Here is a 22720-nt window from a genome sequence, read left to right as displayed (position 1 = left end):
TTAACTAAGAGGCTTGGTCCATGACTGAGACCACGTCCCCCCAGTTCCCGTCCTCCACCCCCGCCTCCGCCTCTGAGGCCGCAGCCCGGGAGGCGAACGCGCCGCTGCGCGTCGTCGTGATCGTCGGCAGCAACCGCGAGGGCCGCTTCGGGCCGATCGTCGCGGAGTGGCTGCTCGCCCGGGTCCGCGAACGATCCGACCTCTCCGTCGACGTCGTCGACCTCGCCGAGGTCGACCTGCCGACCTCCCTGTCCTTCGACCCGTCCGCCCCCGTGGCAGCCGAACTCGCCAAGGTCACCCCGAAGCTGGCCGCCGCCGACGCGTTCGTCGTCCTCACTCCCGAGTACAACCACTCCTACCCGGCGTCCCTGAAGAGCGTCATCGACTGGCACAAGGCCGAGTGGGAGGCCAAGCCCGTCGCCTTCGTCTCCTACGGCGGGCTCTCCGGAGGCCTGCGCGCGGTCGAGCACCTGCGTCCGGTCTTCGCCGAGCTGCACACGGTCACCATCCGCGACACCGTCTCCTTCCACAACGCCGGCGCGCTCTTCGACGACGCCGGCAACCACCGCGATCCGGCGGGCGCCGACGCCGCCGCCAAGGCCATGCTCGACCAGCTGTCCTGGTGGGGCTGGGCCCTGCGGGGCGCCAAGGCGGCGCGGCCGTACGGGAGTTAGGAGCCGGGGGGGGCTGACGGCCGCTTGGAGTCAGGCGCGGGGCAGGCAGACGACCGCCACCGCGCCGCCGTCCGCCGCGTTGGAGAGGCCGATGCGGGCACCGATCACCTGGGCCTGGCCGAACGCGATGGTCAGGCCGAGGCCGGTGCCCTGCCCGCGCTCGCGCGCCCCGGTCTGGAAGCGCTGCGGGCCGTCCTTCAGGAGGCACTCGGGGAAGCCGGGGCCATGGTCGCGCACCGTGACCCCCGTGCCCTCGACCCACACCTCGACCGGCTCGCCGCCATGCTTGCGGGCGTTGGCGACCAGGTTGGTCAAGATCCGCTCCAGGCGGCGCACGTCGGTGCGTACGAACGTGCCGTACGCGGCCCGGGTCCCTCGCGCCGTGAACGCGGCCGCCGAGCCGTCCGCGCGCTCCGCGAACGCCTCGACGAGCCGCCCCAGCGGATGCGTCTCCAGGTCCGGCCTCTCCACCTCCGCGTCCAGCCGTGCCACCTCCAGCAGGTCTTCCGTGAGGGTGCGCAGGGCGCTGACCCGGTCGCGCACGAGTTCCGTCGGGCGGCTCGGCGGCAGCAGTTCGGCCGCCGTGTGCAGCCCGGTCAGCGGGGTGCGCAGCTCGTGCGCGACATCGGCGGTGAAGCGCTGCTCCGCCTCCAGGCGCTGTTGCAGGGAGGCGGCCATCGTGTCGACCGCGGTGGCCAGTTCGGCCACCTCGTCCTTGCCGTGCCGCACGCCCGGCGGGCGGGGGTGGTCGATACGGGCGTCCAGTTCACCCTGGCTGATGCGGCGCGCGATGGCCGCGGCGGTCCGCAGCTCACGGCTCAGCCTGCTGGAGAGCCCCGCGCCGCCGAGCGCGGCGAGGGCCACGACCACGCCGCCGGAGAACATCACCCGCCGGTCGAAGTCCGCCACCTCGTCGGCCTGTTCGCGCAGCGGCTCGCGGACGGACAGGACGTGGCGGGCCCGGCCGCCGACCGGCCGCGCCGCCCAGACGCACGGGTCGTCCGAGGCCAGGTCGAGGTAGGTGGTGCGCTGCCCGGCCAGCGCCGCCCGCCGCAGCGGCGCGGGCAGGTCCGGGGCGTCGAGGGCCGCGTCCGTGTCACTCTGATCGACCTGCCCGGTGAGCTCGTACAACTGCCGTACGCGGATCAGTTGCGCGGTGGCTTGCGACCGGGCGTTCCCCACGACCTGGTCGAGCCGGGCGTGATGGATGAGCAGCCCGATGGCGACGGCGACGACAGCGCAGCCCCCGGCGAGCAGCGCGGCGATCTTCCAGCGCAGCCCGAGGGCGTTGAGCGAGGCGCGGGCGCCGGAGCGGGACGGGGTGCGGCCGCCGGGGCGGGACGAGGCGGCCTTGCGTGGCGCCAGAGGCCTCGCGATCCTGAGCGCCATCAGGACCCTCCCGGCGGCCGGGCGGACGAGGGAGACGGCGACGGGGACGGAGGCGGAGGTGGCGACGCGGACGGGGACGGGGACGGCGACGGGGGCGGGGACGCGGGCGCCGGGCCCGGCGCTGCCTGCTCCGTGGGGTTGCCCTGGCCGCCCTGCTTGCCCCGGTCGCCCTGCTCCGTGGGCCCGCCCTGAGCGCCCTGCCGCTTCTCGTAGTCCCTGAAGTCGCTGACCGTGGACATCCGCGCGCCGTCCCAGTGGAAGCGCACGGCCTGCTCCCCGCCCTCCGCGCACGGCGTGCGGACGAGCAGATCGGGGCCGATCGTCTCGACGCTCATGCGCCGCCCGGAGGTGAGCAGGACCGGGTAGACCTTGCCGCCGCGCGCGCTGTAGACGGCCAGGACGTTCCGTCCGCTCTCGGTGTCCGCGGCCACCAGCATCTCGGGCTTCTTGTCGCCGGTCAGGTCCAGGAACGCGGGCCGCCTGAGCCCGGCCCGCCCCGGCCCGTCGATCAGATCCCGCCCGGCCAGCGGCTTCGTACGCGGATCGGCGCGCAGGACCGCGTGGACGTTCAGCGAGGCGAGGCCTCCGGGGCCGACCTCCGGCAGGCCCTTGAGCGCCTTGGGCGGCGGCTGGCGCGTGGCGGCGTCCGCGCCCGGCGCCCGCGGTGACGCGCCCGACCAGGCGGGCCAGACCGCCTCCGGGCGCGGCTGCGCGGAGACCGGCGGGACGGCCTCGCCGGGGCCGAGGCCATCGGGGTCGGCGCACCCGGTGAGCGCGAGGGCCACGAGGGCGGCGAGGGTGGCGAGGCCGACGAAGGGGGCGGCGCCCAGGAGGAGCAGGCGGCGGAGGGCCGGGGGGCGAGGGATCGGGTGCATGGCGTGGCTGACTGGTGCGGAGGCCGATGGGCTGGCGGTGGCCGGCCGTGGGGATCGCGCCGGAATCCGACGACGAGACCGGCCACCGCTGTCGACGGTAGGAACCGCCCATCACGAAAACCAGGAGGTTATGTAACAACCGAGCCCAGGAGTGTGGAATCGGAATGTTCAGGACCTTCGGCCTGGCCGCTCGCCCATGGCCGCCGCTGTGCACAATCGGCGTATGGACGACGCCCCGATGACGCGGCCCGCGCGGCCCGAGCCGATTGAGCCGACCGAGCCGACCGCGCGGCCCGAGCCGACCGCGCGGCCCGAGCCGACCGCGCGGCCCGAGCCGACCGAGCCGACCGCGCGGCCCGAGCCGACCGAGCCGACCGCGCGGCCCGAGCAGACCGAGCCGACCGCGCGGCCCGAGCAGACCGAGCCGACCGCGCCGACCGTGTTGACCGTGCTGACCACGACCGACGCCGAAGCCAAGGCGCGGGATCTCGCGTACGGGGCGACCCGGGCGCGGCTGGCGGCCTGCGCGCAGATCACCGGTCCCGTCACCTCGGTGTACCGCTGGGAGGGCGAGATCGAGACCGCCCACGAATGGCAGGTGCTCCTCAAGACGACCACCGCCCGCTACGCCGCCCTGGAAGCGTGGCTCACCGATGCCCACGACTACGACACCCCGGAGATCATCGCCACGCCGGTGGCCCGGGGGAGCGCGGCCTACCTGGAGTGGGTGGAGCGGGAGACCGCGCCCTAGGGTCAACTCACGCGACCGCGAAGAGTTACTGAAGCACAACTCTGCGCGCCCGCCCGGTGCGCGCGGCCGGTGCGCGAGCACCACGCCCTCAACAAGGAGTCGCTGCACGCGAGTTCGCCGATCCCTGCCCGCGTTCGTCGGAGCCGCGACCCTCGCCCTCGGCATGTCGCTGGCGGCCACCGCCATCACGCCCACCGCCACCCAGAACCCCTGCGGATGCTTCGAGACCCACAGCGACGCCTACTGCAACCACTGCACGAGCGACGGGGCGAAGGCCCTGATCGAGATCGACGACTGGGGCCCGAACAACTTCAAGTGCGTGGGCCCGGGCGTCACGTGGATCGGGGGCCCGGGCGCACTGCGGCCCGGGCGCTGTCCATGGGCGCGGCGGTCCCGGCTCCGGCCCTCTCCCCGGGGTCCGCCGGTTCGAGCCGCACCGCGCAGACCTTGAACTCCGGCATCCGCGACACCGGGTCGAGCGCCGGATGCGTCAGGGAATTGGCCCGACCCTCGCCCGCCCAGTGGAACGGCATGAAGACCGTGTCCGACCGAATCGACGACGTGATCCGTGCCGGAGCGACCGCCCGGCCACGCCGCGAGACCACGGCGACCGCCTCGCCCTCCGCCAGCCCGAGCCGCGCCGCGAGCCGCGGATGCACCTCCACGAACGGGCCGGGCGCAGCGTCGTTGAGCTCCTCGACCCGCCGCGTCTGCGCCCCCGACTGGTACTGCGCGAGCACCCGCCCGGTGGTCAGCAGCACGGGATACTCCGCGTCCGGCTCCTCGGCGGCGGCCCGGTGCGTGACCGGCACGAACCGCGCCCGCCCGTCCTCCGTGGCGAACCGGTCGAGAAACAGCCGAGGCGTCCCAGGATGCACGGCCTCCCCGCCCGCCCCACTCTCCTTGCTCCCCCCACTCTCCCCACTCTCGCCGCTCTCTTTGGTCTCCTTGCTCTCCGTCCCCACGTCACCACGGGGGCACGGCCAGAACACCCCCTCGCCTTCCCCCTCCCTCAACCGCTCGTACGAGATGCCGGAGTAATCCGCGGCCCCGCCCGCGCTCGCCCGGCGCAGTTCCTCGAAGACCTCCCGCGGATCGGTGGGGAACTTCTTCCCGTGACCGAGCCGCGCCGCGAGCCCGTGCAGCACCTCCAGGTCACTGCGCACCCCGTCGGGCGCGGACACCGCCCGGCGGCGCAGCAGCACCCGCCCCTCCAGGTTCGTCACCGTCCCCGTCTCCTCGGCCCACTGCGTCACCGGCAGCACCACGTCCGCCAGTTCGGCCGTCTCGGACAGCACCACGTCCGCCACCGCGAGGAAGTCGAGCGACCGCAGCCGCTGCTCCACATGCGCGGCCCGCGGCGCCGACACGACCGGGTTGGAGCCCATCAGGAGCAGCGTCTTGATGTCCCCGCCGAGCGCGTCCAGCAGTTCGTACGCCGACCGGCCGGGGCCCGGCAGTGCATCGGGGTCCACGCCCCAGACCTCCGCCACGTGCGCCCGTGCCGCCGGGTCCGTCAGCTTGCGGTAGCCGGGCAACTGGTCCGCCTTCTGGCCGTGTTCGCGCCCGCCCTGGCCGTTGCCCTGCCCGGTCAGGCAGCCGTACCCGGACAGCGGACGCCCCGCCCGCCCCGTGGCGAGGCACAGATTGATCCACGCCCCGACGGTGTCCGTGCCCTTGGACTGCTGCTCGGGCCCGCGCGCGGTGAGCACCATCGCGGCCTCCGCATCGCAGAACATGCGTACCGTCTCGCGCAGTTGGGGCACCGGCACGCCGGTGATCCGCTCGACCAGCTCGGGCCAGTGCGCCATCGCCGCCGCCCGCGCCTCCTCCCAGCCGGTCGTCCGCTCCTCGATGAACGCCTCGTCCGTGCGGCCCCCGGCCACGACCAGGTGCAGCAGGCCGAGCGCCAGGGCGAGGTCCGTGCCGGGACGCGGCGCCAGGTGCAGGTCGGCCTGCTCGGCGGTGCGCGTCCGGCGCGGGTCCACGACGATCAGCGTGCCGCCGTTCTCCCGCAGTTCCGTGAAGTACCGCAGGGCGGGCGGCATCGTCTCGGCGAGGTTCGACCCGACGAGGATCACACAGCCGGTGCGCGGGATGTCCTCCAGCGGGAACGGCAACCCCCGGTCCAGCCCGAACGCCCGCTGCCCGGCCGCCGCCGCCGACGACATGCAGAACCGTCCGTTGTAGTCGATCTGCGACGTGCCGAGCACCACCCGGGCGAACTTGCCGAGCGCGTACGCCTTCTCGTTGGTCAGCCCTCCTCCGCCGAAGACCCCGCAGGCGTCCGCGCCGTGTTCCGCACGCGCACGGGACAACTCGTCGGCGATCCGGTCCAGGGCCTCCTCCCAGGTGGCCGGCGCGAGCTTGCCCGTGGCGTGGGATCGGACGAGGGGCTCGGTCAGGCGCACCCGGGAGGAGAGCAGAGCGGGCGCCGTGCGCCCCTTGCCGCACAGGGCACCCTTGTTCACGGGGAACGCCGCGCGCTCCACGACCTCCACCCCACCGCCGGTGCCCGCCGCCAGACCCATCCCGCACTGCAGCGCGCAGTACGGGCAGTGGGTCGCCGTCACCGCCGTGGCCGCCGGAGTCACGGAGGCCGCCGGTGTCGCGGGTGTCGCGGGTGTCGCCGTGGAGTGCATGCCGCCCAGCGTCCGCCGTTGTTGTTACGTGCCCAGACGCGTCCGCGTTACGCACGCGGTAAGCCGATCTCAGCCGTGGCCATGCCTCGCTGTGAGGCCGGGTGCCCGGCCGCCCCGGTACGGGGAGGACTAGCGCCCCGAGGCCAGCGCCCGCTCCACGCCCGGTTCCCGCGGTCCGAGGAATTGCGGGTCGGGACGGAACGCCGCGTCCAGTGCCGCCTTGCCCGCCGCCAACACCTCCCGCGCCCCGCCGTAGTACCACGTCGCGTCGTGCACGGCGTCCACTCCGACGCCGTACGACGAGACGCCCGCCGCGTCGCAGAGCGCGACCGCCCTGCGTATGTGGAAGCCCTGGCTGATCAGCACCGCCTGGTCCACGCCGAAGATCTTCTTGGCGCGCACGCAGGAGTCCCACGTGTCGAACCCGGCGTAGTCGCTCACGATCCGTCGGCCCGGCACGCCGTGCTTCTTCAGGTAGGCGCGCATCGCGTCCGGTTCGTCGTAGTCCTCGCGGCTGTTGTCGCCCGTGACGAGTACGACTTCTATCCGTCCCGCGCGGTACAACTCCGCCGCCGCGTCCAGCCGGTGCGCGAGATACGGCGAGGGCTCGCCCTTCCACAGCCCCGCGCCGAAGACCATCGCGACCCGTGCGCGCGGCGCGTCCGCGACCGAGCCGATCTTGTTGTCCGTCGTCACGAAGAGCCAGGTCGCGGGCAGCAGCGCGACGACGCACAGCGCCATCACCCCCTGCACGGCCCGCCGCTCCCCCTGCCGCGTCCGCGGAAGCCGCGACCACGCCGGGCGCCGTGACCGCGCCGGATGCCGCGACCACGCCGGGCGCCGTGACCGCGCCGGATGCCGCGACCACGCCGGATGCCGCGACCGCGCCGGATGCCGTGACCACGCCGGGTGCCGTGACCGCGCCGGGTGCCGTGACCGCGCCGGGTGCCGTGACCGCCCCGGACGCCGCAGCCCCGCCAAGCCGCCCTCACGCCACGCCGCCGCCGACCCCCGCAGCCGCCCCCACCAGCGTCGATCCTTCTGGTCCATGTATGCCTCGCCCCCGTGCCACCCCTCGGACCTCCCCGATCCGATCACTCCCCCAACCGTAAGCGAACCCACCGGCGACAGGCGCGCCCCCGCGACCCGGACCCGCCCCTGAAACACCCCCGACCCACCCCCGACCCGGCCCCCTGCCTCACACGTCGGGCGGGCCCTGACCAACCCCCTCGCCAACCCCTGACCAAGCCCCTGACCAAGCCCCTGACCAACGCCCCGCCCCGACCGTGAGCCCGCCGAAACCAGCCGTCACGGCCGCGCAACGCCCCCGCAATCTGCCCCGGCCATCCTCGGTCCATGACGCCGTCGAACCCTCTTCGCGACGAGTCCGGCAGCACCCACCTCGTCCCCACCCTCATCCTCGTCCCCCACGGCAGCCGCGACCCCTGCGCCCTCGCCACCGTCACGGCCCTCGCCGAGCGGATCCGCGAGCGGCGGCCCGGCCTCCCCGTCCGCCTCGGGCACATCGAACTGAACGAACCGCTGCTCACCGACACCCTCGCCGCGGAGCAGGGCGGCAGGGCCGTGCTCGTCCCCCTGCTCCTGAGCCGGGGCCAGCACGTCAAGCGGGACATCCCGGCGGCCGCCGCCGACGCCCCCCACCTCGCCACCCGCGTGGCCGCCCCCCTCGGCCCGCACCCGATGCTCGCCGAGGCGCTGCACTCCCGGCTCGTCGAGGCGGGCTGGCCCGCGCGGCCCCTGAGCGTGAGCGCACGCCGCCGCCACGCGGTCGTCCTCGCCGCCGCGGGCTCCCGCGACCCGGAGTCCGCCGCCGACACCGAGCGGGCCGCGAAGCTGCTCGCCGACCGCCTCGGCGTCCCCGTCGTCCCGGCCTACGCCGCGCCCACCGAAGCCTGCGCCCGCACCGTGCCCGAGGCGCTCGCCGCCCTGGCCGCCGAGGGCCGGACCCGTACCGCCGTCGCCGCCTACTTCACCGCGCCGGGCCGCTTCGCCACCCAGAGCGCGTCCGCCGCCCCCTGGATCGCCGCGCCCCCGTTCGGCGCCCACCCGACGCTGGCCCGCCTCGCCCTGCACCGCTACGACGAGGCCCGCGCCCACGCCCGTCCTGCCCCGGCGGCCGAATACCGCCGCCTCACCACCGTCTGACGGGAGGCCAGAGCCTCCTTTGTCACCGCTTGCGTCTACTGTCGGTGCATGGAAGGCACCACGGAAGGCACAGCACCGGACACGCGACACGAGGCTCACGACATCTGCGCGGTCTATGACGAGGCCGCCGTCGAGCGATGGGACGCCGAGCCCGACAAGAGGCCGGGGCGTACGGCCTTCCAGCGCGACCGCGCGCGCGTGCTGCACTCCGCCGCCCTGCGCCGGCTCGCCGGAAAGACTCAGGTCGTCACGCCCGGCACCAGAAGCCAGGCCTGGGACGCGAGCGCCCGCACCCGCCTGACGCACTCCCTCGAATGCGCCCAGGTGGGCCGCGAGCTGGGCGCCGCCCTCGGCTGCGATCCCGACCTGGTCGAGACCGCCTGTCTCTCCCACGACCTGGGCCACCCGCCTTTCGGGCACAACGGCGAACAGGCGCTGAACGAAGTGGCGGCGGACTGCGGCGGCTTCGAGGGCAACGCCCAGTCGCTGCGCCTGCTCACCCGCATCGAGCCGAAGCGCTTCGTCCGCTCCGAGCCCACCGGCGAGCTGGTCAGCGTAGGCCTCAACCTCACCCGAGCCGCCCTGGACGCCGCCACCAAATACCCCTGGCGGCGCGGCGCCCACCCCACGGACCCGGCGTCCTCGAAGTTCGGGGTCTACGAGGACGACCGCCCGGTCTTCGACTGGGTCCGCAAGGAGGCCCCGGGGCACCGCATCTGCTTCGAGGCCCAGGTCATGGACTGGTCGGACGACGTCGCGTACTCCGTCCACGACTTCGAGGACGGCCTGCACGCCGGCCACATCGACCCCAACGCGCTGCACGCCGAGCCGGAGCGGCAGGACATCTACACCGTGGCCCTCGGGCGCTACGTCCCCGCGGACACCGACCCCGAAGAGCTCGCCCAGGCCCTCGACCGCCTCCTGGAACAGGAGTGGTGGCCGCACGGCTACGACGGATCCGCCGTCGCCCAGGCCCGGTTGAAGGACGCCACCAGCCAGCTCATCGGCCGCTTCTGCCTGGCCGCGGAGACCGCCACCCGCGCGCGCTACGGCACGGGCCCCCTGTCGCGGTACGCCGCCGAGCTCGTCGTGCCCCGCGCGGCGCGGCACGAGTGCGCCGTACTCAAGGCCGTCGCCGACCTCTACGTGATGCAGCGCCCCGCGCAGGAGCGGCTCCGCGCGGACCAGCGCGTCGTCGTCGCCGAACTCGCCGAGGAGCTCACCGCGCGCGCCCCCGAGGGACTGGACCCGCAGTTCAGGGCGCTGTACGACGCGGCGCCCGACGACCGCGCCGCGCGGCGCGTCGTGATCGACCAGATCGCGTCACTCACGGACGCGGCGGCCCGCGCCCTGCACACCCGGCTGTCGGCCAGACAGCAAGGGATCACCGGTCGGTGACCATGGAGTGACCACAGGGTGTGACGGAAAGTGGTCTCTTGAGGCCACGCCCCCTTCCCCCATCACGCTCCGTGCGGGACGCTCCCTGTGGCGGCAAGGCTGTGTGGCAGAGCTGTGTTCTTCCGGGGGCCACCCCCGGTATCCCCGGCAAGGAGGCATCAAGTGGTCGACGCGCATCAGACGTTCGTCATTGTGGGAGGAGGTCTGGCCGGAGCCAAAGCGGCCGAGACGCTCCGTGCCGAGGGCTTCACCGGCCGGGTGATCCTCGTCGGTGACGAGCGTGACCATCCCTACGAGCGCCCACCCCTGTCCAAGGGTTACGTCCTCGGCAAGGAGGAGCGCGACAGCGTCTTCGTCCACGAACCGGGGTGGTACGCGCAAGCGGACGTGGAGCTGCACCTCGGCCAGCCCGTCGTCGCCATCGACCGCGCCACCAGGAGCGTGCGCCTGGGGGACGGCACGGCCGTCCACTACGACAAGCTGCTCCTCGCCACCGGCGCCGAGCCGCGCCGCCTCGACATCCCCGGCACGGACCTCGCGGGCGTCCACCACCTGCGCCGCCTAGCCCACGCCGACCGCCTCCGCCAGGTCCTCGCGGCCCTCGGCAGGGACAACGGCCACCTGGTGATCGCGGGCGCGGGCTGGATCGGCCTGGAGGTCGCTGCGGCCGCCAGGGAGTACGGCGCGGAGGTCACCGTCGTCGAGCGGGAGCCGACCCCACTGCACGGCGTCCTCGGCCCCGAGTTCGGCCAGGTCTTCACCGACCTGCACGCCGAGCACGGGGTGCGCTTCCACTTCGGCGCCTCGCTCACCGAGATCGTCGGCCAGGACGGCATGGTCCTCGCGGTCCAGACGGACGACGGCGAGGAGCACCCGGCGCACGACGTGCTCGCCGCGATCGGCGCCGCCCCGCGCACGGCCCTCGCCGAGGCCGCGGGCCTCGACCTGGCCGACCGCGCGCACGGCGGCGGCGTGCTGGTCGACGCCTCCCTGCGCACCTCCGACCCCGACATCTACGCCGCGGGCGACGTGGCCGCCCAGCACCACCCGCTCTTCGGCACGAGGCTGCGCGTCGAGCACTGGGCGAACGCCCTGAACGGCGGCCCGGCCGCGGCCCGCGCCATGCTCGGCCAGGACCTCCGCCACGACCGCGTGCCCTACTTCTTCTCCGACCAGTACGACGTGGGCCTGGAGTACTCGGGCTGGGCGCCCCCAGGGACGTACGACCAGGTGGTGGCCCGCGGTGACGTCGGGAAGCGGGAGTTCATCGCGTTCTGGCTGAGCGAGGGCCGGGTGCTCGCCGGGATGAACGTCAATGTGTGGGACGTCACGGAGACCGTCCAGCAGTTGATCCGCACGGGCGCCCGCCCGGACATCGAGCGCCTCGCGGACCCGTCCGTCCCTCTGGAGTCGCTGCTCGCGTGAGAGGGCCGGGCCGCGGACCGGACGGGAGTGTCACAGACGAGCCGTAGTATTCGTACGTGGCAGGCAGGATCAATGACGAGGACGTGAAGGCGGTTCGGGACGCGGTCCCGATCGACGCCGTGGTCTCCGACTACCTCCAGCTGCGCAACGCCGGAGGCGGAAACCTCAAGGGCCTGTGCCCCTTCCACGACGAGAAGTCCCCGTCCTTCCAGGTCAGCCCGAGCAAGGGGCTCTTCCACTGCTTCGGCTGCCAGGAAGGCGGCGACACGATCGCCTTCGTGATGAAGATCGACCACCTCACGTTCTCGGAGACGGTCGAGCGCCTCGCCGCCAAGGCGGGCATCACCCTGCGGTACGAGGAGGGCGGGTACAACCCCAGCCACCAGCGCGGCGAGCGCATCCGCCTGGTCGAGGCCCACCAGGTCGCCGCCCAGTTCTACGTGGACCAGCTGGAGAGCCCCGAGGCCGAGATCGGCCGGAAGTTCCTCGCCGAGCGCGGCTTCGACCAGGCCGCCGCCGCGCACTTCGGCGTGGGCTACAGCCCGGCCGGCTGGGACCACCTCACCCGCTATCTGCGCGGCAAGGGCTTCACCGACAAGGAGCTGACCCTCTCCGGCCTCTCCCAGGAGGGCCGCCGCGGCCCCATCGACCGCTTCCGCGGCCGCCTGATGTGGCCCATCCGCGACATCGGCGGCGAGGTCGTCGGCTTCGGAGCCCGCAAGCTCCGCGACGACGACAACGGCCCGAAGTACCTGAACACCCCCGAGACCCCGATCTACAAGAAGGGCCAGGTCCTGTACGGCGTCGACCTCGCCAAGAAGGAGATCGCGAAGACCTCCCGCGCGGTCGTCGTCGAGGGGTACACCGACGTCATGGCCTGCCACCTCGCCGGTGTCACCACCGCCATCGCGACCTGCGGCACGGCCTTCGGCGGCGACCACATCAAGATCCTGCGCCGCCTCCTGATGGACAACGGCTCGGCGCGGGTCATCTTCACCTTCGACGGCGACGCGGCGGGCCAGAAGGCCGCCCTGCGCGCCTTCGAGGACGACCAGAAGTTCGCCGCCGAGACGTACATCGCCATCGCCCCCGAGGGCATGGACCCCTGCGAGCTGCGCCTCGCCAAGGGTGACGGGGCGGTCGCCGACCTCGTCGAGCCCCGCACGCCGCTCTTCGAGTTCGCGCTGCGCCAGATCGTCTCCCGGTACGACCTGGAGACCCCCGCCGGACGGGCCGCCGCCCTGGACGAGGCGGGGCCCGTCGTGGCCCGCATCAAGAACAGCGGCGCGCAGCACGAGGTGGCCGTCCAGCTCGCCGGCATGCTCGGCATCCTCGACACGCAGTTCGTGGTCAAGCGCGTGTCGCAGCTGGCCCGTTGGGCCCGCGACCGCGGCGGCCGGGGCCCCGCGCAGCCGCAGGGCAGGCCCCAGCAGACGTACGCGCAGGGACCGCCCCCGCCCAGCGGCCCCGCGCTCACCCTGCGCAGCCCCGCGCACCGCACCGAGCGCGAGCTGCTCAAACTGGCCCTTCAGCGCCCCGAGTTGGTCTCCCCGGCCTTCGACGCCTATGGGGTGGACGAGTTCACCGCCCCGCCCTACGCGGCCGTACGCCAGTGCATCGAGGAGGCGGGCGGCGCCGAGGCGGGCATCACCGACGCGCAGGCCTACCTCGCGCGCGTGCTCGACGCGGCGCCCGACGACACCGTGCGCCGCATGGTCACCGAGCTCGCCGTCGAGGCGATCCTGCGCAAGACCGTCGACGAGGTGTACGCGGGCGTGCAGCTCGTCCAGGTCCGGCTGCGCGCCGTGGACCGCCGCATCCGCGACGTCCAGGGCAGCCTCGCCCGCCTGGGCGCGGGCGGTGACCCGCAGCAACTGAACGCGGTGCAGAACGAGTTGTGGGTCCTCCAGCAGTACGGCCAGGCACTGCGCGATCGCGGGGCCGACGCCCTCTAGAGGCGTGGCCCTGAGGCCACGGGTTACCCGATGTGGAGCCGTACGGTCACCCGTGCGGTCACCACGCGGTCACGGAACGGACGCAAAAAGTCACCGCACGCCCCTCGTGGCGGCCGTGTGTCGTACCCCACACTGGGTTGCGGTGCCTGAGTCCTCGGAGCGCGGCCGGCCCGCAGACAGCGGGCCCGACACCCCCGCGGTTCCACCCATCGTGTCCGGGACGGACAGCGGCGAGGCCGTCGTCCCTCTCCCGTTGCCGCACGCCTCAGCAGCGATCACCCTGGAGGTCGCCCCCGTGCAGACCCAGACCCAGACCCTCACCCAGACGGACACCGCCGCGCACCCCGAAGCGGACAGGGACGTCCTGGAGGCGGTCCCGCCGCAGAGCCGCGCCCCGCTGCACCCGGAGTCCGCCCCCGAGGCGGCCGAGGCCCCGGAAGCCCCCGAGCCCCGGGAAGCCCCCGAGCCCCGGGAAGCCCCCGAGCCCCGGGAAGCCCCCGAGGCCCTGGAACCCGAGACCGCCGACCTCCCCGCCCCCCGCGGCCGCGCCGACACCGGCGGCCCGTCCTCCGACCTCTTCCGCCAGTATCTGCGCGAGATCGGGCGGATCCCCCTGCTCACCGCGGCCGAGGAGGTGGAGCTCGCCCGCAACGTGGAGGCCGGCCTCTTCGCCGAGGAGAAGCTGGGCAACACCCCCGACCTGGACTCCCAACTCGCCCTCGACCTCGACAAACTCGTCGTCATGGGCCGGATGGCAAAGCGCCGCCTCATCGAGGCCAACCTCCGCCTGGTCGTCTCCGTCGCCAAACGCTACGTGGGCCGCGGCCTCACCATGCTCGACCTCGTCCAGGAGGGGAACCTCGGCCTGATCAGGGCCGTGGAGAAGTTCGACTACGCCCGGGGCTACAAGTTCTCCACGTACGCCACCTGGTGGATCCGGCAGGCCATGTCCCGCGCCCTCGCGGACCAGGCCCGCACGATCCGTGTGCCCGTGCACGTCGTGGAGCTCATCAACCGCGTCGTGCGCGTCCAGCGCCGCATGCTCCAGGAGCGGGGGTACGAACCCACGCCCGAGGAGGTCGCCGCCCAGCTCGACCTGCCGCACGAGCGCGTCAGCGAGGTGCTGCGCCTCGCGCAGGAGCCGGTCTCCCTGCACGCGCCCGTCGGCGAGGAGGACGACGTCGCGCTCGGCGACCTCATAGAGGACGGCGACGCGGCCTCACCCGTGGAGTCCGCCGCGTTCCTGCTGCTGCGCGAGCACCTGGAGGCGGTCCTGTCCACGCTCGGCGAGCGCGAGCGCAAGGTCGTCCAGCTGCGCTACGGCCTCGCGGACGGCCGCCCCCGCACCCTGGAGGAGATAGGCCGCATCTTCGGTGTGACGCGCGAACGCATCCGCCAGATCGAGTCCAAGACCCTCAACAAACTCCGCGACCACGCGTTCGCGGACCAGCTGAGGGGCTACCTGGACTGACCGTCGGGGCAAGCCGCGAAGCGGCGCGTCAGTCGACCTCCGCCACCGCCTCCGCGAACTGCGCCGCGTACAACCGCGCATACGCCCCGCCCGCGGCCAGCAAGGCATCATGCGTGCCCTGCTCGACGATCGCCCCGTTCTCCATCACCAGAATCGTGTCGGCGTCACGGATCGTGGAGAGCCGGTGCGCGATGACGAACGACGTGCGCCCGTGCGCGAGGCGGGCCATCGCCTTCTGGATGAGCACCTCCGTGCGGGTGTCGACCGAGCTGGTCGCCTCGTCGAGCACCAGGATCACCGGATCGGACAGGAACGCCCGCGCGATGGTGATGAGCTGCTTCTCGCCCGCGCTCACGCCTGTGCCGTCGTCGTCGATCACGGTGTCGTACCCGTCGGCCAGCGTGCGCACGAAGCGGTCCGCGTGGGCGGCGCGCGCCGCCTCCTCGATCTCCTCGCGCGTGACCTCCTTCGCGGCGCCGTACGCGATGTTCTCCGCGATGGTGCCGCCGAACAGCCAGGTGTCCTGGAGGACCATGCCGATCCCGGCCCGCAGCTCGTCCCGCGACATGCCGGCGATGTCGACGCCGTCCAGCGCGATGCGCCCGCCCGTCACCTCGTAGAACCGCATGAGGAGGTTGACGAGCGTCGTCTTGCCCGCGCCGGTCGGCCCGACGATGGCGACGGTCTGGCCGGGCTCCACGACCAGGGACAGGTCCTCGATGAGCGGCTTGTCCTCGGCGTAGCGGAAGGAGACGTGCTCCATCTCGACGCGCCCGCTCAGCTTCGCGGGACGCGCGCCCGGCACCGGGTCGGCCTCCTGCTCCTCCGCGTCGAGGATCTCGAAGATCCGCTCGGCGGAGGCGACGCCCGACTGCACGAGGTTCGCCATCGAGGCGACCTGCGTGAGCGGCATCGAGAACTGCCGCGAGTACTGGATGAAGGCCTGCACGTCACCGATGGACAGCGAGCCCGACGCGACCCGCAGACCGCCCACCACGGCCACAAGGACGTAGTTCAGGTTCGAGATGAAGAACATCAGCGGCTGCATGACGCCGCTGTTGAACTGCGCCTTGAACCCGGCCTCGTACAGCTGGTCGTTCTGCTCGGCGAACGCCTTCGCCGACTCCTCCTGCCGGCCGAACACCTTCACCAGGGCGTGCCCGGTGTACATCTCCTCGACGTGCGCGTTCAGCTTGCCGGTGGTCTTCCACTGCTGCACGAACTGGGGCTGCGAGCGCTTGCCCACCTTCGTCGCCACGACGAACGACAGCGGCACGGTGACCAGCGCCACCAGCGCGAGCAGCGGCGACACCCAGAACATCATGACCAGCACGCCGATGATCGTCAGCAGCGAGTTGATGAGCTGGCCCATCGTCTGCTGGAGCGTCTGGTTGATGTTGTCGATGTCGTTGGTGGCGCGGCTCAGCACCTCGCCGCGCTGCCGCTTGTCGAAGTACGACAGCGGAAGCCGCGACAGCTTCTCCTGTACGTCGCCCCGCATCCGGAAGACGGTCTTGTTGATGGCGCGGTTGGAGAGCCGGGTCGCCACGGCCATCAACAGGCCCGCCCCGAGGAACGTGCCGAGCGCGAGCAGCAGGACCTCGCCCATCGCGCCGAAGTCGATGCCCTGGCCCGGCGTGAAATCGACGCCGGTGAGCATGTCGGCCATGCCGCCGTCGCCCTTGTCGCGCAGGCTCTCGATCGCCTGTTCCTTCGTCAGGTCGGAAGGCAGGTCACGGCCGACGATGCCCGCGAAGATCAGGTCGGTCGCCCTGCCGAGGATCTTCGGGCCGAGGACGGAGAGCGCGACGCTCAGGATCCCGGCCGCGATCATCCCGTACATCGTGGCGCGCTCCGGCTTGAACTGCGCGAGCAGCCGCCTGCCGGAGCCCTTGAAGTCCATGGACCGGGAGTCGGGGCCCATCATCGGTCCACCGATGCCAGGGGGCATTACGCGGCCTCCGCTTCCGTCAGCTGGGAGAGGACGATCTCCCGGTAGGTCTCATTGCTCTCCATCAGCTCGTGATGGCTGCCGGTGCCCACGACCCGGCCCTCGTCGAGGACCACGATGCGGTCGGCGTCCCGGATGGTGGAGACGCGCTGGGCGACGATGACGACGGTCGCCTCGGCGGTCTCCCGGGACAGGGCGCCGCGCAGCGCCGCGTCCGTGGCGTAGTCGAGCGCGGAGAACGAGTCGTCGAAGAGATAGATCTCCGGGCGCTGTACGAGGGTGCGCGCGATGGCCAGGCGCTGGCGCTGACCGCCGGAGACGTTGGTGCCGCCCTGCGAGACGGGCGCGTCGAGCCCTTCCTCCAGGCCCGCCACGAACTCCTTGGCCTGCGCGACCTCCAGGGCGTGCCAGAGCTCCTCGTCCGTCGCGTCCGGATTGCCGTACCGCAGGTTGGTCGCGACCGTGCCCGCGAAGAGGTACGGCTTCTGCGGGACGAGGCTCACGGTCCGGGCGAGCAGCGCGGGCTCGATGGTGCCCACGTCCACGCCGCCCACCAGGACCTGCCCCTCCGTCGCGTCGATGAGCCGCGGTACGAGGCTGAGCAGCGTCGACTTGCCGCTGCCGGTCGACCCGATCACGGCGGTCGTCTCACCGGGGCGGGCGATCAGGTCGATGCCCTTGAGGACAGGCTCCTCGGCGCCGGGGTAACGGAAGCCCGCGCCCCGGATCTCCAGGTGCCCGTGGCTGCGCAGCTGACGCACCGGGTCGGCCGGCGGCACCACACTGCTCTCGGTGTCCAGAACCTCCTCGATGCGCTCGGCGCAGACCTCCGCGCGCGGCACCATCATGAACATGAAGGTGGCCATCATCACGGACATCACGATCTGCATGAGATAGGCGAGGAACGCGGTGAGCGCGCCGATCCGCATGGCGCCGCCGTCGATGCGCTGCGCGCCGAACCAGACGACGGCGACCGACGAGATGTTCACGACGGTCATGACGATCGGGAACATCAGTGCGAGCAGCTTGCCGGTGCCGAGCGAGACGTCGGTCAGGTCGGCGTTGGCCCCGCGGAAGCGTTCCTTTTCGTACGCGTCGCGGACGAAGGCACGGATGACGCGGTTGCCGGTGATCTGCTCGCGCAGCACGCGGTTCACCGTGTCGAGCCGCTCCTGCATGGTGCGGAACAGCGGACGCAGCCGCCGCACGATGAGGCTGACGCTGATGCCGAGGACGGGCACGACGGCGACGAGGACACCGGAGAGCGGCACGTCCTGGCCGAGCGCCATCACGATGCCGCCGACGCACATGATGGGCGCGGTGACCATCAGCGTGAACGACATCAGGGCCAGCATCTGCACCTGTTGGACGTCGTTGGTGGTCCGCGTGATCAGCGAGGGGGCGCCGAACTGGCCCATCTCGCGGGCGGAGAAGGACTGCACGCGGTCGAAGACGGCGGCCCGGACGTCGCGCCCGAGGGCGGAGGCGGTGCGCGCGCCGTAGAAGACGGCACCGATGTTGCAGACCATCTGCACGACGGTGACGGCGATCATGATGGCGCCGAAGGTGAGGATGTAACCCGTGTCCCCCTCGACGACACCGTTGTCGATGATGTCCGCGTTCAGGGTGGGCAGATAGAGCGCGGCGCAGGTCTGCAGGAACTGGAGCAGCACCAGCAGGGCGATCGGTTTCTTGTACGGACGCAGGTGCGCCCGCAGGAGTCGTATGAGCACGCTCGGTCTCTCGAAAGGGGGTCGGGTGACGGCAAGTCGGCGAGGTCGCCCCCTATCCTGCGACACCCGACCCGCCCGACGGCAACCGATTAACCCATGACCGGGTCAAAAATAAGCCCCGGTAAAGAACTGGGATCACTCAAGAACCGAGCGGTGCTCCGGCGGGCCCGCATCAGGCCCGGCGCCAGGGTCAGGAGAACGCGCCGGGGTGCGACTGCTCCCGGACCGTCGAGTACTGCTGACGCACCGCCTGGCCCACCGCGAGCTCCTCGCCCGGCTCGAAGATCTGCGCCGCGGCACCCTGCCAGAGCGGGAGTTGACCGGTCAGCGCCCACGCGGCCTGGCGCGCGGCGCCGATCGCGGCGTAGTCCGCGGGCTGCGGCACCACGACCTGGGTGCCGAAGAGCATCGGTGCCGCCGCCTGCACGGCGGGCAGTTCGGCGGCGGCGCCCAGCAGGAACACCCGCCGCACGTCCACCCCGCGCACCCGCAGTACGTCGAGCGCGTCCCCGAGCCCGCAGAGCATGCCCTCGAACGCGGCCCGCGCCAGATGCTCGGGCTTCATCGACTCGCGCCGCATCCCGGTCAGCGTCCCCGCGGCATGCGGCAGGTTGGGCGTCTTCTCGCCCTCCAGGTAGGGCAGGAAGGCGAGGCCGTGCGCCCCCGGCGTCGACTTCATGGCGAGCGCGGACAGCTCCTCCAGATCCGCGACGCCCAGCATCTCGGCGGTGCCGCGCAGCACCCGCACCGCGTTCATCGTGTGCACCACCGGCAGATGCATCCCGGTGGCGTCCGCGAGCGAGGTGATCATCCCGCGCGCGTCGACCAGCGCCTCGTGGTGCACGGCCATCACCGACCCCGAGGCCCCGAGCGACACCACGGCGTCGCCCTGCCGCACCCCGAGCCCGAAGGCGGCCGCCATCGTCTCGCCGGTGCCGGCCGAGATCAGCAGCCCCTCGGGCGTCGTCCCGGCGGGCTCGGCGGGACCGATGACCTCGGGCAGCATCGCCTGGTGCCCGAGCGCCAGCTCGACCAGATCCGGGCGGTACCCACCCGTCGCCGCCGACCAGTAACCGGTGCCGGAGGCCCCGCCGCGGTCGGTCGTACGCCGCGCGGGGCGGCCCAGGAGCTGCCACACCAGCCAGTCGGGAGCCTGCATGAGGGCGGCCACGTGCCGCGCCGCCTCCGGCTCCGTCCTGGCCAGCCAGCGCAGCTTCGTCACGGGTTGCGCGGCCTGCGGCACACACCCCACGGCCTGCGCCCAGGCCTCGCGGCCGCCGAGCCCGTCGATCAGGTCGACGGCGGCCACCTGCGCCCGGCGGTCGTTGCCGACGAGCGCGGGCCGCACCGTGTTGCCGTGGCCGTCCAGCGGCACCAGCGCGTTCTGCTGGGCGGAGACGCCGATGGCCTGCACGCCTTCGAGCAGCCCGCCGCCCGCCGCCTCGCCGAGGGAGAGCAGCCAGGCCTGCGGATCGACATCGGAGGGCCGGCCGCCCCCCTCCGCGCTCTCCAGCGGATGCGGGGCGTAACCCTGCTTGAGTACGGCGCCCGTGTCCGTGTCACAGACCACAATGCGCGTGAAATCGGGCGAACTGTCCAACCCTGCGACTATCCCCATGCGAGGAATTCTGCCGCACCGCACCAGGTGTCCCGAACCCCCGGCGGCACAAGGCCACCGGGGGTTCGGGAGAAGGCGTCGCCGGACGCCGCCGGCTGTCGCCGGGTGCCGCTAGGTGTTGCTCGTTCCCCAGTCGTCCTCGCCGGGGCCCTGCCCGCGCTCGCGCAGCGACCGCACCCGGTCCGCGACCGAGTCGGGCATCCGGTCGCCCATCTTCTCGGACACCGTGTGGAAGGCCTTGCCCGCCACCTCGCGCCCCTGCTGGCTCGCGGACTCGACGGTGTTGCGCACGGCCGGGTTCTGCGCGATCTCGCGGGCGGACTTCCTCAACTGCTCGTAACGCTCGCGTCCGGCCCTGGTCCCGAGCACGTACCCGAGGGCCAGTCCCGCCACGAATGTGAGCCGGTACCGCATGGCTGCCACCCTTTCCTTGCGTCGGCGTCGCACGTCTGTCGCACGTCTGTCGCACGGCGTCTGCCCGTCTGCCGCTCGTCTGCTGATCGGCCGAGGGGATACCGATTGGCGGAGCACCCCCCTGCTTGCGCTAATGTATGTGTCGCAGCGAGCGCCCGCCGCCCGGAGAGTTCCCAGGCAGGTGCGTTCGATGCAAACGAGACGATCCCCTGTAGCTCAATTGGCAGAGCAGCCGGCTGTTAACCGGCAGGTTACTGGTTCGAGTCCAGTCGGGGGAGCTCGGTCTCCTGTAGCTCAATTGGCAGAGCAGCCGGCTGTTAACCGGCAGGTTACTGGTTCGAGTCCAGTCGGGAGAGCTGTACGGAAGGACCCCTGAGGAGCCTCTCAGGGGTCTTTTTCCTGCCCGGTGGAACCACGCGGGGCACCCCGCGGTCCTCATGGTCGAGCGTTGCCACGGCGATGCCGACCATCCGAAGCAGGAGATCGTATGAGCGGCTATGCTGCGGCAGACGGCGCGCACAAATGTGCGCGACGCGCCGTTAGGGGCGGTAGCTCAGCCGGTTAGAGCAGCGGACTCATAATCCGTCGGCCGTGGGTTCGAGTCCCACCCGCCCCACCAGAGCGCTGGGGCGCAGGAACGATTCCACCTGCGTCTACTGTGCGCCCTGGCGTGTCGTTCCCTTGGCAACGACACGCCAGAGATCGTCAGCCGGCCCGCCACTGGCCCGCCGCTGGCCCGCTCTCCCGATGCACGGCCAAAGCCTGGACGTGGCGGTAGAGGGGGGCCTGGCGACGACCGTGCCGGCCCGGGGCCGGGCCACCACGCGTCCCTCCGGGCGCGGGGTGGTCAGTCGAGCACCCAGCCACCGTTTCCACCTTCCACGATCAGTAAGGGTGGCGCCGCCGCCCACGCTGTGGATTCGGGCGGCCTTTGCCCTTCGTCAGCGTGTGCGCGTCTTGTCGGGGCTCAGTCGCGCGGTCGGCACATCGGCCTCGGAGGAAGGCGTGGACTCCTCGGTGGGCTCGTCCGTGAAGACCCGGGGCAGTCCGCGCAGAGTGATCAGGGTGAGGACGCGGATCGCGGCGAGGACGGCGGCGTTGACCAGGACCCCGGCCTGTAGGCCGTCCGCGTAGGCGGCCTTGGCGGACGACGCGATCTGCTCGGCGACCTGGCCCGACGACTGGGCGGCGACCTGCATGGCGGAGCCGATCGAGTCGCCGGCCTGCTCGGCCTGTTCCTTCGTCAGCCCCGAGGGGGTGTCGAAGTTCTTGTGGTAGAGGCTGTTCAGGATCGTGCCGAGTACGGCCATGCCCATGGCGGCGCCAAGTTCACCGCCCGTGGTGGCGAGGCCGGATGCCGTACCGGACTTCTCCTGCGGCGCGCTGTTCACGATGATGTTGACGGTGCAGGCGAAGACGCAGGATGCGGCGGCACCGTGGACGATCGTCGGGATCAGGATCGTCATGTAGCCGGAGTCGGCACCGGCACGGCTGTAGAGGACCATCGCCAGCGAGAGCACCCCAAGGCCCATGGCGACCACCCGCGCCTGTCCCCAGCGCGGGATGAGGGTGCCGATCAGCGGCGCGCATGCCCGCGCCGGCCGGGGGCCGCAGACCGAGGGCGGTCTGCAGCGGCGACCAACCGTGGACGAACTGTAGGTACTGGCTGACCAGCAGGAGGACGCCGACCGACGCGAACAGCGTGAAGGCGTTGGCGATGAAGGCACCGGAGAACGCCCGGTTGCGGAAGAGGCTGAGCTCGACCATCGGCTGCGCGAGGCGCGGCTGGCGCAGGCCGAACAGGGCGAGGGCGACGACGCCGATGGCGAGGGCGGTGAGGATCTTCGGTTCGGTGAAGCCGTCGCGGACGGACTCCTGGACGGCGTACACGACCGCGACGATGCCCAGCGCGCAGAGCACCATGCTCAGGACGTCGGGGCGGGTGGCGTTCGGGTTGTGCGACTCCGGGAGCAGGATGATGCCGGTCACGATGAGCAGGCCCATGAGCGGCAGCTTGATGAGGAAGACGAGCCCCACCAGAAGTTGTCGAGCAGCGGGCCGCCGATGACCGGGCCGAGAGCCGTGCCACCGCTGATCATGCCGGTCCAGATGCCGCTGGAAGTCCGTGCTGCAAAAGGAGAATGCCGCCTCATCGACAGCGGCCCGGGGGTGCCGGGCCTTTGGAGTCGCTGCGCCCGGGAGAGGCACCATTCCCCCGAGCGCCTCTTCCGGGCCGGTCCGGAGTCACCGGCGGCTAC

Annotated in this window: 17 protein-coding genes and 3 tRNA genes; 11 read left to right on the top strand and 9 right to left on the bottom strand. The window is 72.4% G+C overall.

Going from position 1 to position 22720, the window contains the following annotated elements; genetic code table 11:
- The first annotated feature begins 20 nt into the window (after positions 1-20).
- Complete coding sequence (locus tag ACOBQB_RS21625; protein ID WP_423593799.1) at positions 21-674, top strand: NADPH-dependent FMN reductase; 654 nt, start codon at positions 21-23, stop codon at positions 672-674.
- A gap of 30 nt (positions 675-704) precedes the next feature.
- Here ACOBQB_RS21625 and ACOBQB_RS21620 read toward each other — a convergent pair whose 3' ends face one another.
- Together ACOBQB_RS21620 and ACOBQB_RS21615 are read right to left on the bottom strand one after the other, a co-directional pair.
- Positions 705-2063, bottom strand: coding sequence for an ATP-binding protein (locus tag ACOBQB_RS21620; protein ID WP_423593798.1), 1359 nt, complete (start codon positions 2061-2063; stop codon positions 705-707).
- A complete protein-coding gene (locus ACOBQB_RS21615) occupies positions 2063-2938 on the bottom strand; it encodes a hypothetical protein (protein ID WP_423593797.1) in 876 nt (291 codons plus the stop codon). The genes ACOBQB_RS21620 and ACOBQB_RS21615 overlap by 1 nt, the downstream gene beginning before the upstream one ends.
- 439 nt (positions 2939-3377) lie before the next feature.
- Between ACOBQB_RS21615 and cutA the strand changes: the two genes are divergently transcribed.
- Positions 3378-3689, top strand: coding sequence for a divalent-cation tolerance protein CutA (cutA, locus tag ACOBQB_RS21610; RefSeq protein WP_423598652.1), 312 nt, complete (start codon positions 3378-3380; stop codon positions 3687-3689).
- Positions 3592-4140, top strand: coding sequence for a DUF6355 family natural product biosynthesis protein (locus ACOBQB_RS21605; RefSeq protein ID WP_423593796.1), 549 nt, complete (start codon positions 3592-3594; stop codon positions 4138-4140). The genes cutA and ACOBQB_RS21605 overlap by 98 nt, the downstream gene beginning before the upstream one ends.
- Here ACOBQB_RS21605 and ACOBQB_RS21600 read toward each other — a convergent pair.
- Both ACOBQB_RS21600 and ACOBQB_RS21595 read right to left on the bottom strand, forming a co-directional pair.
- On the bottom strand, positions 4022-6220 hold the full coding sequence (locus ACOBQB_RS21600) for a molybdopterin oxidoreductase family protein (RefSeq protein WP_423598650.1): 2199 nt from the start codon (positions 6218-6220) through the stop codon (positions 4022-4024). The two genes, ACOBQB_RS21605 and ACOBQB_RS21600, sit on opposite strands and share 119 nt — an antisense overlap.
- A 240-nt stretch (positions 6221-6460) precedes the next feature.
- On the bottom strand, positions 6461-7084 hold the full coding sequence (locus tag ACOBQB_RS21595; protein WP_423593795.1) for a SanA/YdcF family protein: 624 nt from the start codon (positions 7082-7084) through the stop codon (positions 6461-6463).
- A 603-nt stretch (positions 7085-7687) separates the two neighbouring features.
- Here ACOBQB_RS21595 and ACOBQB_RS21590 point away from each other — a divergent pair.
- From ACOBQB_RS21590 to ACOBQB_RS21570, 5 genes are all read left to right on the top strand, one after another.
- Positions 7688-8497 (top strand): sirohydrochlorin chelatase, encoded by an 810-nt coding sequence (locus tag ACOBQB_RS21590; protein WP_423593794.1) that lies wholly within the window; start codon positions 7688-7690, stop codon positions 8495-8497.
- 48 nt (positions 8498-8545) lie between these two features.
- Complete coding sequence (locus ACOBQB_RS21585) at positions 8546-9895, top strand: deoxyguanosinetriphosphate triphosphohydrolase (RefSeq protein WP_423593793.1); 1350 nt, start codon at positions 8546-8548, stop codon at positions 9893-9895.
- A 162-nt stretch (positions 9896-10057) separates the two neighbouring features.
- Positions 10058-11320 carry an NAD(P)/FAD-dependent oxidoreductase gene (locus ACOBQB_RS21580; RefSeq protein ID WP_423593792.1) on the top strand — a complete coding sequence of 421 codons (1263 nt, stop codon included), beginning with the start codon at positions 10058-10060 and terminating at the stop codon, positions 11318-11320.
- A gap of 56 nt (positions 11321-11376) precedes the next feature.
- A complete protein-coding gene (dnaG, locus tag ACOBQB_RS21575) occupies positions 11377-13275 on the top strand; it encodes a DNA primase (RefSeq protein ID WP_423593791.1) in 1899 nt (632 codons plus the stop codon).
- A 142-nt stretch (positions 13276-13417) separates the two neighbouring features.
- Positions 13418-14746 (top strand): RNA polymerase sigma factor, encoded by a 1329-nt coding sequence (locus ACOBQB_RS21570; RefSeq protein ID WP_423593790.1) that lies wholly within the window; start codon positions 13418-13420, stop codon positions 14744-14746.
- 28 nt (positions 14747-14774) lie between these two features.
- Here the strand turns inward: ACOBQB_RS21570 and ACOBQB_RS21565 are convergent, their stop codons facing one another.
- From ACOBQB_RS21565 to ACOBQB_RS21550, 4 genes are all read right to left on the bottom strand, one after another.
- A complete protein-coding gene (locus ACOBQB_RS21565) occupies positions 14775-16697 on the bottom strand; it encodes an ABC transporter ATP-binding protein (protein ID WP_423593789.1) in 1923 nt (640 codons plus the stop codon).
- Complete coding sequence (locus tag ACOBQB_RS21560) at positions 16697-18430, bottom strand: ABC transporter ATP-binding protein (protein ID WP_423593788.1); 1734 nt, start codon at positions 18428-18430, stop codon at positions 16697-16699. Before ACOBQB_RS21560 ends, ACOBQB_RS21565 begins: the two co-directional genes overlap by 1 nt.
- Before the next feature lie 190 nt (positions 18431-18620).
- Positions 18621-20048 carry an FGGY family carbohydrate kinase gene (locus tag ACOBQB_RS21555; protein ID WP_423593787.1) on the bottom strand — a complete coding sequence of 476 codons (1428 nt, stop codon included), beginning with the start codon at positions 20046-20048 and terminating at the stop codon, positions 18621-18623.
- Positions 20049-20159: 111 nt separating this feature from the next.
- Entirely contained in the window at positions 20160-20462 is a 303-nt protein-coding gene (locus ACOBQB_RS21550) for a YtxH domain-containing protein (protein ID WP_423593786.1), read from the bottom strand.
- Positions 20463-20667: 205 nt separating this feature from the next.
- Between ACOBQB_RS21550 and ACOBQB_RS21545 the strand changes: the two genes are divergently transcribed.
- From ACOBQB_RS21545 to ACOBQB_RS21535, 3 genes are all read left to right on the top strand, one after another.
- A tRNA-Asn gene (locus ACOBQB_RS21545) sits at positions 20668-20740 on the top strand.
- Positions 20741-20745: 5 nt separating this feature from the next.
- Positions 20746-20818 (top strand) — tRNA-Asn (locus ACOBQB_RS21540).
- Between the two features lie 186 nt (positions 20819-21004).
- Positions 21005-21081: transfer RNA gene (locus ACOBQB_RS21535), tRNA-Ile, on the top strand.
- A 322-nt stretch (positions 21082-21403) separates the two neighbouring features.
- Here ACOBQB_RS21535 and ACOBQB_RS21530 read toward each other — a convergent pair.
- Entirely contained in the window at positions 21404-21994 is a 591-nt protein-coding gene (locus tag ACOBQB_RS21530; RefSeq protein ID WP_423593785.1) for a hypothetical protein, read from the bottom strand.
- Between the last annotated feature and the right edge of the window lie 726 nt (positions 21995-22720).

This window comes from Streptomyces sp. G5(2025), from assembly GCF_049542075.1.
Taxonomy (GTDB): domain Bacteria; phylum Actinomycetota; class Actinomycetes; order Streptomycetales; family Streptomycetaceae; genus Streptomyces.
This window is presented reverse-complemented; position numbering and strand designations above follow the sequence as displayed.